Source organism: Pseudomonas sp. IT-P100 (assembly GCF_949767185.1).
GTDB lineage: Bacteria > Pseudomonadota > Gammaproteobacteria > Pseudomonadales > Pseudomonadaceae > Aquipseudomonas > Aquipseudomonas fluorescens_B.
On the sequence record NZ_CATKQK010000057.1, the window covers coordinates 184574 to 200019 of the forward strand.

13 protein-coding genes are annotated in these 15446 nt (G+C 60.2%); 7 read left to right on the forward strand and 6 right to left on the reverse strand.

The annotated features are described in order from the left end of the window. Window positions 1–90 precede the first annotated feature (90 nt). On the forward strand, window positions 91–564 hold the full coding sequence (locus ACM6IQ_RS27680; RefSeq protein ID WP_017341617.1) for an Lrp/AsnC family transcriptional regulator: 474 nt from the start codon (window positions 91–93) through the stop codon (window positions 562–564). Window positions 565–652: 88 nt separating this feature from the next. On the opposite strand, the gene lpdA is transcribed toward ACM6IQ_RS27680, so the two are convergent. Next, complete coding sequence (gene lpdA / locus ACM6IQ_RS27685; RefSeq protein WP_414880337.1) at window positions 653–2053, reverse strand: dihydrolipoyl dehydrogenase; 1401 nt, start codon at window positions 2051–2053, stop codon at window positions 653–655. Between the two features lie 215 nt (window positions 2054–2268). Here lpdA and hflK (ACM6IQ_RS27690) point away from each other — a divergent pair, with 215 nt between their 5' ends. From hflK (ACM6IQ_RS27690) to cfaB, 5 genes are all read left to right on the forward strand, one after another. Beyond that, window positions 2269–4227, forward strand: coding sequence for a protease modulator HflK (gene hflK, locus ACM6IQ_RS27690; protein WP_414880338.1), 1959 nt, complete (start codon window positions 2269–2271; stop codon window positions 4225–4227). After that, window positions 4224–5264 carry a protease modulator HflC gene (gene hflC / locus ACM6IQ_RS27695; RefSeq protein ID WP_017341614.1) on the forward strand — a complete coding sequence of 347 codons (1041 nt, stop codon included), beginning with the start codon at window positions 4224–4226 and terminating at the stop codon, window positions 5262–5264. The genes hflK (ACM6IQ_RS27690) and hflC overlap by 4 nt, the downstream gene beginning before the upstream one ends. Continuing rightward, window positions 5261–6319 carry a protease modulator HflK gene (gene hflK, locus ACM6IQ_RS27700; RefSeq protein ID WP_414880339.1) on the forward strand — a complete coding sequence of 353 codons (1059 nt, stop codon included), beginning with the start codon at window positions 5261–5263 and terminating at the stop codon, window positions 6317–6319. The genes hflC and hflK (ACM6IQ_RS27700) overlap by 4 nt, the downstream gene beginning before the upstream one ends. After that, window positions 6316–8226, forward strand: coding sequence for a cation-translocating P-type ATPase (locus ACM6IQ_RS27705; RefSeq protein WP_414880340.1), 1911 nt, complete (start codon window positions 6316–6318; stop codon window positions 8224–8226). The genes hflK (ACM6IQ_RS27700) and ACM6IQ_RS27705 overlap by 4 nt, the downstream gene beginning before the upstream one ends. Window positions 8227–8419: 193 nt before the next feature. Then, window positions 8420–9607, forward strand: a complete 1188-nt coding sequence (gene cfaB / locus ACM6IQ_RS27710; protein ID WP_414880341.1) for a C17 cyclopropane fatty acid synthase CfaB — start codon at window positions 8420–8422, stop codon at window positions 9605–9607. Here cfaB and cls read toward each other — a convergent pair. Continuing rightward, the gene (gene cls / locus ACM6IQ_RS27715; protein ID WP_017341610.1) at window positions 9604–11043 is read right to left on the reverse strand and encodes a cardiolipin synthase; all 1440 of its coding nucleotides are present in this window, start codon (window positions 11041–11043) and stop codon (window positions 9604–9606) included. The two genes, cfaB and cls, sit on opposite strands and share 4 nt — an antisense overlap. Window positions 11044–11174: 131 nt before the next feature. Here cls and ACM6IQ_RS27720 point away from each other — a divergent pair, with 131 nt between their 5' ends. Continuing rightward, window positions 11175–11696, forward strand: a complete 522-nt coding sequence (locus ACM6IQ_RS27720; protein WP_017341609.1) for a DUF3617 domain-containing protein — start codon at window positions 11175–11177, stop codon at window positions 11694–11696. Window positions 11697–11760: 64 nt separating this feature from the next. On the opposite strand, the gene ACM6IQ_RS27725 is transcribed toward ACM6IQ_RS27720, so the two are convergent. From ACM6IQ_RS27725 to ACM6IQ_RS27740, 4 genes are read right to left on the reverse strand one after another with little or no spacing between them, the layout of a single operon-like run. Further along, window positions 11761–12651, reverse strand: a complete 891-nt coding sequence (locus ACM6IQ_RS27725; protein WP_414880342.1) for a His/Gly/Thr/Pro-type tRNA ligase C-terminal domain-containing protein — start codon at window positions 12649–12651, stop codon at window positions 11761–11763. Between the two features lie 17 nt (window positions 12652–12668). After that, window positions 12669–14006: a dihydroorotase gene (locus tag ACM6IQ_RS27730; RefSeq protein WP_017341607.1), complete on the reverse strand. Its 1338-nt coding sequence runs from the start codon at window positions 14004–14006 to the stop codon at window positions 12669–12671. A gap of 3 nt (window positions 14007–14009) precedes the next feature. Beyond that, window positions 14010–14570: a DapH/DapD/GlmU-related protein gene (locus tag ACM6IQ_RS27735; protein WP_017341606.1), complete on the reverse strand. Its 561-nt coding sequence runs from the start codon at window positions 14568–14570 to the stop codon at window positions 14010–14012. Then, window positions 14567–15442: a metal ABC transporter substrate-binding protein gene (locus tag ACM6IQ_RS27740; protein WP_414880343.1), complete on the reverse strand. Its 876-nt coding sequence runs from the start codon at window positions 15440–15442 to the stop codon at window positions 14567–14569. Before ACM6IQ_RS27740 ends, ACM6IQ_RS27735 begins: the two co-directional genes overlap by 4 nt. Window positions 15443–15446 lie beyond the last annotated feature (4 nt).

The window sequence follows — 15446 nt, forward strand, 5'->3', positions numbered from 1 at the left end:
GGCAGGTGGTTGCGTAGTTTGCTTCTCAATCGTCTTGGGTTGGCATAACCTGCCATTGAATGATCACTCAGCCATCAGGATCTGCCAAAAATGAAACTGGACGCCTACGACCGCAAGATTCTCGCAGCCCTGCAACGTGATGGTCGGCTGAGCAACGTGCAACTGGCTGACGAGATCGGTCTGTCCGCGTCGCCTTGCTTGCGTCGGGTACGAATGCTTGAAGAGGCCGGGGTTATTCGCGGCTATCAGGCCAATCTGGATCGCGATGAAGTCGGGCTTGGGCTGACGGTGTTTGTCGGGGTCAAGGTTGAGCGTCACAACGACGAACAGGCCGAGTCTTTCCGTCTGGCCGTGACAGCGTTGCCCGAGGTGATTTCTGCGTTTCTGGTATCAGGGGAATCGGATTTTTTGCTGCAGGTGGTGGTGCCGGATCTGCGTGCGTACGACCGCTTTCTCACCGGACGATTGCTGAAATTGCCGGGCGTGAGCGATATCCGCAGCAACTTTGCGATTCACACGGTGAAAACACCGGGGGCGTTGCCGCTGGAGCATTTGCCAACTTGAAAGCAAAGATCGCAGCCTTCGGCAGCTCCTACTGTCGTACTCATATCCTGTAGGAGCTGCCGAAGGCTGCGATCTTTTTTGATATTTGCTACATCTGAGTCGCCATCCCCTCCACATTCATCGCCGCCTGACGCAACGCCTCGGAACGCGTCGGGTGTGGATGACACGTCAGTGCGATGTCTTCCGCCGAGGCGCTGAACTCCATGGCCACGCAGTATTCGCCAATCATTTCACTGACACTCGGGCCGACCAGGTGCACACCGAGAATTTCGTCGGTGCGCTCGTCGGCCAGCACTTTGGCGAAGCCTTCGGTCTCGTGGTTGATCTTCGCCCGGCTGTTGGCGGTGAACGGGAATTTACCGACCTTGTAGGCCCGGCCTTCAGCCTTGAGTTGCTCTTCGGTCTTGCCGACGCTGGCCAGCTCCGGTCGGGTGTAAATGACGTTGGGAATCAGGTTGTAATTGACCTCGCCGGCTTTGCCGACGATCTGCTCGACGCAGGCCATGGCTTCATCTTCAGCCTTGTGCGCAAGCATCGGCCCGGAGGTGACATCGCCAATTACCCACACGCCGGCCGCTTCAGTCCGGTGGCCCTTGTTGGCAAGCATGCCGCGCTTATCCGTAGTGAGTCCGACGTTCTCCAGCCCCAAGCCCTGGGTGTAAGGCCGACGCCCGATGGCCACCAGCACGTAATCGGCTTCAAGCCCTTCGGCAGTGCCACCGGCCGCCGGTTCAACGCTGAGTTGCACGCCATTTGCCGAGGTAGTGGCGCTGGTGACTTTCGAACTCAACTTGAAGTTGATGCCTTGCTTGCTCAACGAACGCTGCAGCGTTTTACCCGCTTCACCGTCCACGCCGGGGCAGATCCGGTCGAGAAATTCGACCACCGTCACTTGTGCGCCCAAGCGCCGCCACACCGAACCCAACTCCAGGCCGATGACCCCGGCGCCAATCACCACCAGATGTTTTGGCACTTCGGATAAAGACAGCGCACCTGTGGAATCAAGGATGCGTTGGTTGTCGATCTCTACGCCGGGCAGGGGAGTGGGCTCGGACCCGGTGGCAATGATGATGTCCTTGGCGCTCAACTCGGTCTTGTCACCCTGGCTATCCATTACCGTGACTTTCCCCGGGCCGTCGATATGCCCCCATCCCTTGATCCAGTCGACCTTGTTTTTACGAAACAGGAACTCGATGCCCTTGGTCAGCCCGGTCACGCTTTCATCCTTCTGCTTCATCATTTGCGCAAGGTTGAGCGTGGGTTTGACCTCGATCCCCAGGTTGGCGAATTCCGCACCCATGGCTGCGTCGTACAGTTCGGAAGCATGCAACAGCGCCTTGGACGGCATGCATCCGACGTTCAGGCAGGTGCCGCCGAGGGTCGCGCGGCCTTCGACGCAAGCGGCTTTCAGGCCCAGCTGGCCGGCGCGGATTGCTGCGTTGTAACCGCCGGGGCCTCCGCCCAGAATCACGATGTCATAGCTGCTCATGGATTTGCTCCTGGATTAAATGGGAATCGGGCTGGATAAACGTAGTCCGCAGATAAAATTACGAGCGTAATATGTGCGCTCATCGGTGTTTCGGTCAAGGCTTCAGCCAAGCGACAGGTTGAGCATCTTCAGATAGAGCGATTAGTACAAAAATTTCACGACTTTCGTTATATCGTAACGAATTGCGACTTGGGCAAAGAAAACACTGGGGTGGTATGCAAGTCGATCTCGATATTGAGGGAACAGCGGTAGCCGGGCTGCCGCGCTTTCAGCAGGCAGTCTTTCAAGGGCGACGATTGCGGCAGTTGGCAATCGGTCTCGGCGCACTCGCGGCGACAGGGCTGGTGCTGGCGGTTTTTGCCGGGCTGTTTGCGCCACAGTCGCTTTGGGCAGCGTTGCTGGTCAATCAGAGCGCCGGTCTGCTGGTGCTGATTGCCGGGTTGCAATCGGCGTGGTGGGTGACGCAATGGCGCGCACGGGCGATGAATCCCCCAGCGCTGCCGGTGGAGATCGAAGTCGTTGACGCTCCGGTGGGCTGGTATGAACAGCTGCTGGAGCGTATCAGCCAACGATGGACACGGATGCTGGCGCAGATCGGCGCCCCGACGCTGTGGCTCGGCGGCTGGGCGTTGTTGGCGCTGTTCAGCATCAACCAGGTCTGGAATCTTGCGCTACCCTCTGCCGCGCCAGGCTTTTCGGCCAACGTCGGTGCTGCGCTGTCATTGCTGCTGGCCTTCGGTTTGCTGGTACTGGAGCGGCAGTTTGCCCAGGAAAACGTGGCCCAGTGGCCTGAAGCAGGGCAGTTGGCCCAGCTGACTCGCGTGGCAATCATCAGTCTGGTGTTGAGCGCGTTGTGCCTGTTGTTCAGCAGCGAGGTGTCGGTCTGGCCGGTGCGGCTGGCGGTGCTGGTCGGGCTACTGCCGGGGCTTGTCGCGGTGGAACTGTTGCTGCGAGCCGCGTTGTCATTGTTCAGTCCCCGGCGCGAACAACTGGAACCTGCCTTGCTCGCCCGAAGCTTCGTCGCCGACATGCTGCGCTGGCCACCACAACCGCTGTTGGCGTTGCAGCATGAATTGCATAACCGCTTCGGCATCGATCTGCGGCAAATCTGGGCGTTCACCTACATGCGTCGCGCGTTTGTGCCGGTGCTGGCGGTGGTCACCCTTGTCGGTTGGTCGCTGACCGGCATTCACGAAATACCCCTGCAAGGACGGGGCATCTATGAGCGCTTCGGCAAACCGGTGGAGGTGTTCGGTCCCGGCTTGCACGCGGGCCTGCCGTGGCCGCTGGGCCGAGTGCTGAGTGTCGAGAATGGCGTGGTCCATGAGTTGGCCACGAGTGTCGGCGAAGCGGCGGCCCCCATTGCGCCGGCACCCGCTGAAGGTCCGGCGCCCGCAGTTGCCAATCGCTTGTGGGACGCCAGCCATGTGAATGACAAATCCCAGGTCATCGCCAGCAGCCGTGCCGACAAGCAGAGCTTCCAGATCGTCAACATGGACGTGCGGTTCGTTTACCGCATCGGCCTGTCGGATCAAGCCGCGTTGGCCGCAACCTACAACAATGCCGATGTCCCGGCGCTGATCCGCAGCACTGCCAGCCGGATTCTGGTTCATGATTTCGCCTCGCGAACCCTCGACGGTTTGCTCGGTGAGGACCGGGTAGGGCTTGCCGAAGAGATAGGCCGCGCCGTACAGGCGGACTTGCAAACACTTGGCAGTGGCGTGGAGATTCTCGCGACCGTGGTCGAAGCGATTCATCCACCGGCCGGCGCCGCCAACGCTTATCACGGCGTGCAAGCGGCACAGATTGGCGCACAGACGCTGATCTCACGCGAACGCGGTGCAGCGGCAGAGGCGACCAATCAGGCGCAATTACAGGCCAGCATCGCTCGTGATCAGGCGACGGCCAACGCTCGTGAAATCAATGCAGCTGCGCAAGCAGCCGATCTGAAATTCAGCGCCGAGCGAAAAGCCTATGCCAGCGCTGGCCAGGCTTTCGTGCTGGAGCAGTATTTCAGCCAGCTTTCCCAAGGACTGGCCAATACCCGGTTGCTGGTTCTCGACCATCGCTTGGGCGGCAGCAACAACGCGCCGACCATCGACCTCCGAACGTTCACGCTGCCGGCTGATCCCGCGCCGTCGCGTCCAACTGCTCAGCCAGGAGCTGCCAAATGAGCCAGTCGCACACTCACGATCATGCTGACCACGCCGGGCACGATCACGGCCACGGCGGGCATCACCACGGGCATCACCATCATCACCACGGAGACCCACAAGAAGCCGGTCCCTTCCCGTGGCGGCGCATGGGTTGGGCTGCGTTGCTGGTAGCGTTTGCCATCGCGGCGGCGAGCCTGGTGCAAGTACGTTCCGGCGAAGCCACGGTCATCACGCGCTTTGGCAATCCGTCGCGGGTGTTGCTGGAGCCGGGGCTGGGCTGGCGTTGGCCCGCACCTTTTGAAGCGGCGATTCCTGTTGATTTGCGTCTGCGTACCACGTCGAGTGGTTTGCAGGATGTGGGCACGCGCGACGGTTTGCGCATCATCGTTCAGGCTTACGTGGCGTGGCAGGTGCAAGGTGATCCGGACAATGTGCAGCGCTTCATGCGCGCCGTGCAGAATCAGCCGGACGAAGCGGCGCGGCAGATTCGCACCTTTGTCGGCTCGGCGCTGGAAACCACGGCCAGCAGTTTCGATCTGGCCAATCTGGTGAACACCGATGCCAACCAGGTGCACATTGCTGACTTTGAAGCGCAACTGCGCCAGCAAATCGATCAGCAATTGCTGACTACGTATGGCGTTCGCGTGCTGCAAGTTGGCATCGAGCGTTTGACCTTGCCGTCGGTAACCCTGACTGCCACCGTCGATCGCATGCGTGCCGAGCGTGAAACAATTGCCACCGAACGCACGGCGATCGGCAAACGCGAAGCGGCGCAAATCCGCTCCGCCGCCGAGCGGGATGCGCGAATCGTTCAGGCCGATGCCACCGTTAAATCTGCCGACATTGAAGCCCAGTCCCGCGTCGAAGCCGCGCAGATTTACGGACGTGCCTACGCCGGATCGCCGCAGCTGTATAACTTGCTGCGCTCTCTCGACACCTTGGGCACCATCGTTACGCCGGGAACCAAACTGATTCTGCGCACCGATGCTGCGCCGTTTCGAGTGCTGGTTGACGGTCCGCCGACACTCGATATCAAGTCCGGGTCGCAGCCATGAGTTTGGTTCCACGTGGAACAAATGAGTTGAGCAGCCCCTGGATTCAGGCCGGGCGATTGGCGTTTCTCGCGCTGTATGCGGTGACGGTGCTGGCCGCGTTGGCGTGGGCATTTTCCAATGTTCGGCAAATCGATCCGCAGAATCGTGCGGTGGTGTTGCACTTTGGCGCGCTGGATCGCATTCAGAATGCCGGCCTGCTGTTGGCGTGGCCGCGACCGTTCGAGCAGGTCATCCTGTTACCGGCGGCCGATCGGGTGATCGAGCGTCGGGTCGACAATCTGTTGCGCAGCGATGCCGCGTTGCAGGCCGACCGAGTCGCCACATTCGCCACGCCGCTCAGTGATGCCCTCGCCGGGTCCGGTTATTTGCTGACCGGTGACGCCGGCGTGGTGCAACTGGATGTGCGGGTTTTTTACAAAGTCACCGAACCCTATGCGTACGTGCTTCAAGGTGAACATGTGCTGCCGGCACTGGATCGCCTTGTGACTCGCAGCGCCGTGGCGCTGACGGCTGCCCGTGACCTGGACACCATTCTGGTGGCGCGACCGGAGCTGATCGGCGCGGGTAGCCAGGCGGCCGAAAGACGGGAACGCCTGCGCGGCGATCTGGTGCAAGGCATCAATCAGCGACTGGCGGATCTCACGGCCACCGGCCAGGGACTGGGTATCGAAGTGGCGCGCGTCGATGTGCAATCGAGTCTGCCGGGGCCGGCGGTCAACGCCTTCAACGCAGTGCTGACCGCGAGTCAGCAAGCCGATAAAGCCGTGGCAAACGCACGCACCGAGGCCGAGAAACTCACCCAAACCGCCAACGAACAAGCCGACCGTACGTTGCAGGTTGCCCACGCTCAAGCGAGTGAACGGCTGGCCAAAGCGTCCGCCGACACGGCTACCGTGTTGAGTCTGGCCAAGGCGCAACAACAGGGCACCGACCCGCAAATGCTGCTGCGCCTCTACCGCGAGCGCATGCCGAAAATTCTCGGTCAGGCCGGCTCGGTGACCACGGTCAATCCGAAAGACGATTCCCGCCTGATCATTCAGGGAGCTACACAATGAGCGCACAAACCGCCGCCGCACCGAGCCTGTTGTCCTCGGCCGAACAACGCAGCGCCGCTCGCCAGTTGACCCTGGCCATGCTCGCATTGGGTTTGTTGGCGCTGGGTTTGATCTGGCGCTGGTGGTCGCCGGAGCAAACCGGTGTCAGTCAATTGCTGTTGGGGTTTGCCTCATTGCTGGTGGCGGTGCCGGTGATGCGCTCGGCCTGGTACAGCTTGCGTTATCCGAGCTTGCACGGGATCACCGATCAACTGATCGCGTTGGCCATGCTCGGTGCCTGGGCGACCGGCGATCTGCTGACCGCTGCGTTGCTGCCGATCATCATGATCTTCGGCCACGTGCTGGAAGAGCGCAGCGTAATCGGTTCTCAGGAAGCGATTCACGCGCTGGGCAAATTGACGCGCAGCCATGCGCGCAAGGTTCAGGCAGACGGCTCCATCGTCGAAGTCGACAACGGCACACTCAAGACCGGTGACCGGGTGGAAGTTCGCGCCGGCGACCGAGTCCCGGCCGATGGCCGCGTGCTCGGCGGTCAGGCAAGTCTCGACACGGCGTCGATCACCGGTGAGTCGGTGCCGGTTGAGGCGGGTGTCGGCATGTCCGTGTTCGGCGGGGCGATCAACCTCGACGGCCTGCTGCGTATCGAAGTGACGCGCACGGGCAGCGAATCGACACTCGGCAAAGTCATTGCGCTGATGCAAAGTGCCGAACGATCCAAACCGCCGATCACCCGATTGCTCGAACGCTACGCTGGCAGCTACATGGTGTTGGTGTTGCTGCTGGCCGCCGTCACCTGGTTCATCACCAACGATGCGCAGGCAATGCTTGCGGTGTTGGTGGCGGCCTGTCCATGTGCGTTGGTGTTGTCGGCACCGGCCACGGCGATTGCCGGGGTGGCGGTTGCCGCTCGCCATGGGATTCTGATTCGCAGTTCGGCGTTTCTCGAAGAGCTGGCAGACCTGACATCGCTGGTGGTGGACAAGACCGGGACGCTGACCTTCGGCACCTTGCGCCTGCAATCCATCGACAGTCCGCTGGAAGATCGCAGCCACGTATTGAAACTTGCCGCCAGCCTCGGCTCTGCCAGCAGTCACCCGGTCAGTCGCGCACTCGCCGGGTTGGTCACTCAGGAACATTTTCTGCTGCTCTCGAACATTCACGAACGGCAAGGGTTGGGCGTGGTGGCGATGACGGAGCGGGGCGAAGCGGCGCTTGGCCGTCCAGAGTTGTTTGCTCAATTAGGCATTCCCGTTTCAGCAGTCCCCGAACACGATGGCCCGATTGCCGGGCTGGCCCTCGATGGTGAATTTCTCGCCTGGCTCTTGCTGGCGGACAGCGTCAAACCTGAAGCGCGGTTTGCCTTGAACGAGTTGCGTGAACTCGGACTGGGCCGGCAGCTATTGCTCACGGGTGATCGCCAAAGTGTCGCAGATAGCTTGGCTGGGGACGTCGGGATCGTCGATGTCGAGGCCCAGGCGTTGCCCGAGGACAAACTCAATCGCGTGCTCAAGGAGATCGACAGCGGCTTCCGGCCGATGGTCGTCGGTGACGGCATCAATGATTCGCTGGCACTCAAGGCGGGCGTGGTCGGCGTTGCCATGGGGGCTGGCGGGGCCGACATTGCCTTGGCGTCCGCTGACATCGTGCTGATCGGCAGTGACCTGCGACGGCTTGGCACCTGCGTGCGTTTGAGTCGCCAGTGCCGGAACACGTTGCAGGTCAACGTGATCATCGGTCTGGGCTGGACGCTGGCAATAGTGGCCTTCGCCGCATTCGGCTGGCTTGGCGCGGCAGGGGCGATGATCGCGGCGTTGCTGCATAACCTGAGTACCTTGCTGGTGCTGGGTAACGCCGGACGGTTGCTGCGCTTTCAGGAGCCATTGCTCAAGCTGAAGGACGAAATTTGAGGGGTTTCAACTTTTCAGAACTGGTCGCCTGATTTGTAGTCATCTAAGGTAAGGGCAATCACTTCTGTGAGTTTTGCGACGTGTTGGTTTGAACGGTGCGGGTCATAGAAAAGGGCTATGAAATCGATAGCCTGCTATTTTTCAAGGATGGTCTAACCTCACAGCAGACGTCTGAAACAAGGGGGGATATTCCATGCTCGCGCAACTTCCACCGGCCTTACAGAATCTGCAGCTACCGTTACGCCTGCGACTCTGGGACGGCCATGAATTCAATCTGGGGCCGACGCCCAGCGTCACGATTGTGGTCAAGGACCCACAAATGGTTACCCAGTTCACTCATCCAAGCCTGGACGCGCTCGGAGCGGCGTTTGTCGAGGGTAAACTCGAGCTTGAAGGTTCCATCAGCGACGTGATCCGCGTCTGCGATGAATGGAGCCAGGCATTGATGAGCGAGGACGACGACAGCCAGCCTGTGCGCACCGTCCACGACAAGGAAACCGACGCCAAGGCGATTTCCTATCACTACGACCTTTCCAATGCGTTTTATCAGCTGTGGCTCGACAGTGACATGGCGTATTCCTGCGCCTATTTCGAGACCGGCAGTGAAACCCTGGAACAGGCCCAGCAAGCCAAATTCCGCCATCTGTGTCGCAAGTTGCGCCTGCAACCCGGCGAATATCTGCTGGATGTCGGTTGCGGTTGGGGCGGGCTGGCGCGTTATGCGGCGCGGGAGTTTGGCGCGAAGGTGTTCGGGATCACGCTCAGCAAAGAGCAACTGGCGCTGGCCCGTGAGCGAGTGACCGCTGAAGGCCTGGACGATCAGATTGAACTGCAACTGCTCGACTACCGCGATTTGCCTCAGGACGGGCGCTTCGACAAGGTGGTCAGTGTCGGCATGTTCGAACACGTCGGCCATGCGAATCTGGCCGAGTACTGCAAGACGTTGTTCGGCGCGGTGAAAGAGGGCGGTCTGGTGATGAACCACGGCATCACCGCCAAGCACACCGATGGCCGTCCGGTGGGGCGCGGTGCCGGGGATTTCATCGAGAAGTACGTGTTCCCCAACGGCGAGCTGCCGCACCTGTCGATGATTTCTGCCGAGATCAGCGAAGCGGGGCTGGAGATCGTTGATGTCGAGAGTCTGCGCCTGCACTACGCACGCACCCTGGACCACTGGAGTGAGCGTCTGGAAGACAATCTGGAAGCCGCTGGCAAGCTCGTCCCTGAGCAGGCGTTGCGCATCTGGCGGCTGTACCTGGCGGGATGCGCTTATGCATTCGCCAAGGGCTGGATCAACCTGCACCAGATCCTCGCGGTGAAAGCACACCCCGATGGCAGCCATGAACTGCCATGGACCCGCGACGACATCTACACCCCTTAAAGTATCGGGGAAATGAGCCGGGCGATCCGCATGCCGACCTGTTGCAGGCGGTGGGTCTCCCGGCTTTCTTCTTTGGCGACTTCATGGGCCTGCGCGAAATCGTCGTTGAGCATCTGTTCCACTTCGCCGGCAAACACGCTGTCGACCGTCAGCAACATCACTTCGAAATTCAGGCGGAACGAACGGTTGTCCAGATTGGCGCTGCCGATGGCGCTGATTTCGCTGTCGATCAATACCACTTTCTGATGCAGGAAACCGGGTTCGTAGCGGAACACCCGCACGCCGGCGCGTACCGCTTCGAAGGCGTACAGGCTGGAGGCGGCGTAGACGATCCGGTGGTCGGGCCGCGACGGCAGCAGAATGCGCACATCGACACCCCGCAGCACCGCCAGTCGCAACGCCGCGAACACCGCTTCGTCGGGGATGAAATAAGGGCTGGTGATCCACACTCGTTCTGTCGCCGCATGGATGGCTTCGACGAAGAATAGCGAACAGGTTTCGTAGGAATCTGCCGGGCCGCTGGCGAGCAATTGGCAGAGCACGCCGTCGTCCGGATAAACGTCCGGCAGTATCAGCGGCGGTAACGACCGCGCCGCCCAGAACCAGTCTTCGGCGAAAGACTCCTGCATGCAGGCCACCACCGGCCCGCGCACGCGGACGTGGGTGTCGCGCCAGGGTGCCAGAGGTGGTTTTTCGCCCATGTACTCATCGCCGACGTTGTGTCCGCCGACGAAGCCGAGCACACCGTCGACCACGACGATCTTGCGGTGGTTACGAAAGTTGACCTGGAAGCGATTGAGCCAGCCGCTACGCGTCGCGAACGCTTTGACCTCGACACCCGCATCGCGCAACGGCTGCACGTAACTGTGGGGCAGGGAGTGGCTGCCGATGCGGTCGTACAGCAGATAAACGGCAACGCCTTCCGCCGCTTTTTTCAACAGCAGGGTTTGCAGGCGCTGGCCGAGGCGGTCGTCGTGGAGGATGAAAAACTGGATCAGCACGGCTTCCCTGGCATGGCTGATGGCTTCGAAGATCGCCTCGAAAGTGGCCGGACCATTGATCAGCAGGCGGACCTCATTATTCGCCAGGCACGGCATGCGCCCCAGCTTCGGCATTGCCCTTAATGAAGCGTAAGCGTTGGAGGCGCGTGCCGTCAGGGCTTCTTCTACCCACGGTCGCCAGTTCAACTCAGAGATGGCCTTGCGCATTTCCTCGTTGGCCTGTCGCCGCGCCTTGATGTAACCATCGAAGGTGCTGCGGCCGAAGACCAGGTACGGGATAAGCGTGAGGTAGGGAATGAACAGCAACGACAGGGCCCAGGCGATCGAGCCCTGGGCGGTTCGAACGGTCAATACGGCATGGATGGCGGCAATCAGCCCTAACGAGTGCAACAGGGCGATCAGATAACCGAAAACATGCGGTCCAAAATAATCCATGGGGCAGCCTTGCTCCTGAAGATTCAATGCTTAACAGACCATGTTCCGTGCAGAATGTCGCTATTTAATTGGCCCATGAACCGAAGCCTGTGGCTGACGTCTAACGGCCACTACTGATCAGGAGTTACACGATGAACGTTCGTCTGCTGGGTTTGGCCGTCGCTTTTGGTTTGGCTCTTCCTGTGGCTGCTCAGGCGCAGATGCTTCAGCCGGGCTTGTGGGAATTGACCTCGAGTAACATGAAGGTCGATGACCAGAACCTGCCGGACCTGCAATTGATCCTTGGCCAGATACAGAGCCAGATCACCCCTGAACAGCGGGCGCAGCTGGAGAAACAGGGCATCACGATGGGCGGCAAGGGGATTCGCGCTTGCCTGACGCCGGAGCAAGTGAAGAGCGACAACATCCCGCTGACGGACCCGCAATCGGGCTGCAAACAGGAAATCACCGAGCGCACCGGCAACCAGTGGAAATTCCGCTTCAGCTGCCCGAAAGCGCAAGGGGCGGGTGTGGCGACTTTCTTGAGCGATCGTGAGTTCACCACCAAGGTGAATGGCACTTTCAACGCTACCGGCATTCAGCAAAAGGGTAGCCTTGATACTCGCGCGGTCTGGTTGGGGCAGGATTGCGGGACTGTTAAGCCGAGAGCTTAAACACGTCGCTCCCACAGGAATGATGCACCCACTGTGGGAGCGAGCCTGCTCGCGAGGCGTCTATTCAGACACCCGCAATCCCTGTTGATCGCAGCCAACTGCACACCGCATCAACCGCCATCCTGCCAAAATCCTCCCCGGTGCGACTGCGCACACTGACAAACCCGCCTTCTTTTTCTTTCTCCCCGATCACGACCAGATACGGCACTTGCTGACTATGCTCGCGAATCTTGTGGCGGACTTTCTCGTTGCGCAAATCGGCACGAGCCCGCACGCCACTCCGGCGCAACGCTTCAGTCACCGATTGTGCGTATTCCGCCTGACGATCATCCATGCTGATGATCATCACGTGCGGCGGTGCCCGCCAGTTGTCCAGTTCCTCCTGGCAGGACCAACAGGTGCCATAGACCCGCTGTGGTGATGTACCGCTGATGTGATCAAGGGCGAAGGCCTGCAACACTCGGGTTGCGGGAACATGCGGACCCGTCGACACACACTCGAAGTCTCCCAGAAGGTAGGACGATAACTGTTTGGTACGCGTCGCGCGGCGACGGATCGAATGATTGGTAGCCGCCAGTGTCTTCATGCGCGCTTCGATGCTGGCAAGGTCGACCAGGTTCAAATGCTGCTCTAACTCGAACTCATGAAAGAAGCCGTCACCCAACGCCGCTCCCGTCTGCAAATGCGCTTTTGGATAAAGCTGTTTCACGGCCATCCCCAACACCAAGGCGCAGGACCGGCGAAGGATCTCCAGCCCGTCTGGCTCTTGCGGCGTGACGATGTTGACCCGGGCATCCGCTCCGATCATGAATTCACAATCGACCAGAACACCGTCAACCCGCCCGGCGACAGCTGCCTTGGCCAGCCCGGGACCGATGCTCGCGGCGAATTCGTACACCGACAACGGTTGGTCGTATTCACGCAATGAACCATCGCTCAGGGTGATTTGAATCATGTCGGTGCTCTCGAGTGCTAGCGCATAAACCGTAGTGGTAAACCCTGACAGTTGTCATTAAGACATTTGTCTCGCCATGCGATTTGTCCGGACACCAGCGTGGTGCTGACGCTGTGGCGAAAGCGTCGTCGGGCAAAGGGCGTCCAGCCGCATTGAGACAGAATTGGCTGCTGGGAGACGGCAATGCCGTCAGGCTCGGGTTTGATCAGCACCAGGTCTGCCCAATAACCTTCGCGCAAATAGCCTCGGTCGGGAATAGCAAACAGATCAGCAACACGGTGACTGGTCTTGGCCACGAGCACAGTGATCGGCAACACCTTGTCCGCCACCAACTCCAGCAACGCGGGGAGGGCGTGCTGCACCAGCGGTAGACCGGAGGGCGACTGACCGTAGGCGCGTTGCTTTTCGGCCCAGGTGTGCGGCGCATGATCGCTGCCGATGACGTCCAGTCGATGGCTCAGCAAGGCGTTGCGCAAGGCATCGCGGTCAGCCTGAGTCTTGATCGCCGGGTTGCATTTGATCTGGTTGCCAAGGTCTGCGTAATCGCGATCATCGAAGAGCAAGTGGTGCAGGCAGACTTCGGCGCTGATGTGTTTCTGCGACAGCGGTTTGTCTTCGAACAACGCCAGTTCGCGTGCAGTGGTCAGGTGCAGAACGTGAAGTCGCGTGCCGTGGCGCCTGGCCAGATCCACCGCCATTGAGGACGAGCGAAAGCAGGCCTCGGCGTTGCGGATTACCGGGTGCGCGGCGGCGGGAATGTGTTCGCCAAACAGCGTTCGCAGATTTGCAGCGTTGGCGTCGATGCTGGGCGTGTGTTCGCAATGGGCCAACAGAATCGTCGGCACCTCGGCGAACAGCCGCTCGAGAACCCTCGGATCGTCCACCAGCATGTTGCCGGTGGACGCACCCATGAACACTTTTACCCCGGCCACTTCGCAAGGATTGAGTGCGGCGACGGTGTCGAGGTTGTCGTTGCTCACGCCGAAGTGAAAGCCGTAGTTGGCCACCGAATTGATAGCTGCTCGACGCTTCTTGTCGGCAAGTGCTCCCAGACTCAATGTCGGTGGATTGGTGTTGGGCATGTCCATGAAACTGGTGATACCCCCGGCCACCGCAGCTCGGGATTCGGTGTAGAAACTGCCTTTGTCAGGCGATCCTGGATCGCGGAAGTGCACCTGGTCATCGATCATTCCGGGCAACAGCCACTGGCCGTCAGCGTCGATTTCCACAGTCGCATTTTCACCGTCGATGCTAGCGGCGATCTTGACGATGCGGCCATGGCTGACCAGCAGATCACCGTCAGATTCACGACCTTCATTCACCAGTCGGGCATTGCGAATCAGCACGCTGCTCATAGGTCAGAACTCGTTTTGCAGGGCTTTGTAGCCACGCACCAGATCGACATTGGTGCGCGCCACATCCTCGGAAAACTCCGAGGCGCTGACGCTGACAGGCGGGAACTGCGACAGGTCGGTGTTGGGGCCGATGCGAGTAGTGGAGGGCACATAGAAATCCGTGGGCAAGTCGCGGCCGTCGACCACCGAGTTGTGCCGCACCACGCAGCCATCACCCACCGCGCAGTTGAACAGCACGCTGTTGAAGCCGATAAACACCCGGTCGCCCACCGTGCACGGACCATGAACGATCGAACGGTGAGCAATCGAACTGAACTCGCCGATGGTGACCGCTGCTCCGGACTTGGAGTGAATCACCACGCCATCCTGGATGTTCGAATTGGCGCCAATGGTGATCGGCTCCATCGTGCCCGAATCGTCAACTTCATCGGCGCGGATCACGGCGTAGGGGCCGACGAAAACGTTCTCGCCGATCACCACTTTGCCGCAGATGATCGCGGTTTTATCCACGTACGCAGATTCGGCAATCAGCGGTAAATCGCCTGAAGGGTTCTTGCGGATCATGGTTTGCTCAACGCCTCGTACAGGGTGTTGAGGTTGTACTCGAACAGCCCGGCGAAAGTACTGGCGGGACCGCTTGCGGAGAGCGCATCGGAGTACAAGGTGCCGCCAATGTGCGCACCGCTTTCATCGGCGATCTGCTTGAGCAGCCGTGCGTCCTTGATGTTTTCCATGAACACCGCTTTGACGTTGGCCTGACGAATCTGGGTGATCAACGCAGCGACTTCGGCGGCCGACGGCTCGCGCTCGGTGGACAGGCCTTGTGGCGCCATGAAGTCGATGCCATAGGCCTGACCGAGATAACCGAAAGCATCATGGGATGTCACGATCTTGCGGTTGCCCGGTGGCAGCGAACCGAGCTTGGCTTTGGCTTCGGCGAGTAGCGCGTAGATCTGTTTCAGGTAGGCCTGGCTGTTGCGTTTATAGTCGGCTTTGTTCGCTGGGTCGGCGGCGATCAACGCCTTGGTAATGTTGCTGATATACAGCTCGGTGTTCGCCAGATTGTGCCAGGCGTGAGGGTCGGGAACGGTTTCGCCGTCTTCATCCAGCGAGCGTGGAATGACACCGTGGCTCGCGCTGATGACGGAAGCTTTGGTCTCGGTGCTGCTGACCAGGCGGTCCAGCCATGGCTCGAAACCCAGGCCGTTTTTGATGATCAGGCTGGCTTTCAGTAGCGCCTTGGCGTCGTCCGGTGTCGGCTCGTACGTGTGGGCATCGGTATCGGGGCCAACCATGTTGGTGATCTGGATATGCTCGCCGCCGACTTGATGAGTCATGTCGGCGAGGATGCTGAAGCTGGTGACCACCTGCAGTTTTTCCGCAGCGGACAGTGACATCGACAGCATCAAGCTGAACAGCATGAGTAAAGCGCGCATCGGG

Coding starts and splice junctions, on each gene's coding strand:
- ACM6IQ_RS27680 (WP_017341617.1), top strand. CDS start 91: ATGAAACTGGACGCCTACGACCGCAAGATTCTCGCAGCCCTGCAACGT.
- lpdA (WP_414880337.1), bottom strand. CDS start 2,053: ATGAGCAGCTATGACATCGTGATTCTGGGCGGAGGCCCCGGCGGTTAC.
- hflK (WP_414880338.1), top strand. CDS start 2,269: ATGCAAGTCGATCTCGATATTGAGGGAACAGCGGTAGCCGGGCTGCCG.
- hflC (WP_017341614.1), top strand. CDS start 4,224: ATGAGCCAGTCGCACACTCACGATCATGCTGACCACGCCGGGCACGAT.
- hflK (WP_414880339.1), top strand. CDS start 5,261: ATGAGTTTGGTTCCACGTGGAACAAATGAGTTGAGCAGCCCCTGGATT.
- ACM6IQ_RS27705 (WP_414880340.1), top strand. CDS start 6,316: ATGAGCGCACAAACCGCCGCCGCACCGAGCCTGTTGTCCTCGGCCGAA.
- cfaB (WP_414880341.1), top strand. CDS start 8,420: ATGCTCGCGCAACTTCCACCGGCCTTACAGAATCTGCAGCTACCGTTA.
- cls (WP_017341610.1), bottom strand. CDS start 11,043: ATGGATTATTTTGGACCGCATGTTTTCGGTTATCTGATCGCCCTGTTG.
- ACM6IQ_RS27720 (WP_017341609.1), top strand. CDS start 11,175: ATGAACGTTCGTCTGCTGGGTTTGGCCGTCGCTTTTGGTTTGGCTCTT.
- ACM6IQ_RS27725 (WP_414880342.1), bottom strand. CDS start 12,651: ATGATTCAAATCACCCTGAGCGATGGTTCATTGCGTGAATACGACCAA.
- ACM6IQ_RS27730 (WP_017341607.1), bottom strand. CDS start 14,006: ATGAGCAGCGTGCTGATTCGCAATGCCCGACTGGTGAATGAAGGTCGT.
- ACM6IQ_RS27735 (WP_017341606.1), bottom strand. CDS start 14,570: ATGATCCGCAAGAACCCTTCAGGCGATTTACCGCTGATTGCCGAATCT.
- ACM6IQ_RS27740 (WP_414880343.1), bottom strand. CDS start 15,442: ATGCGCGCTTTACTCATGCTGTTCAGCTTGATGCTGTCGATGTCACTG.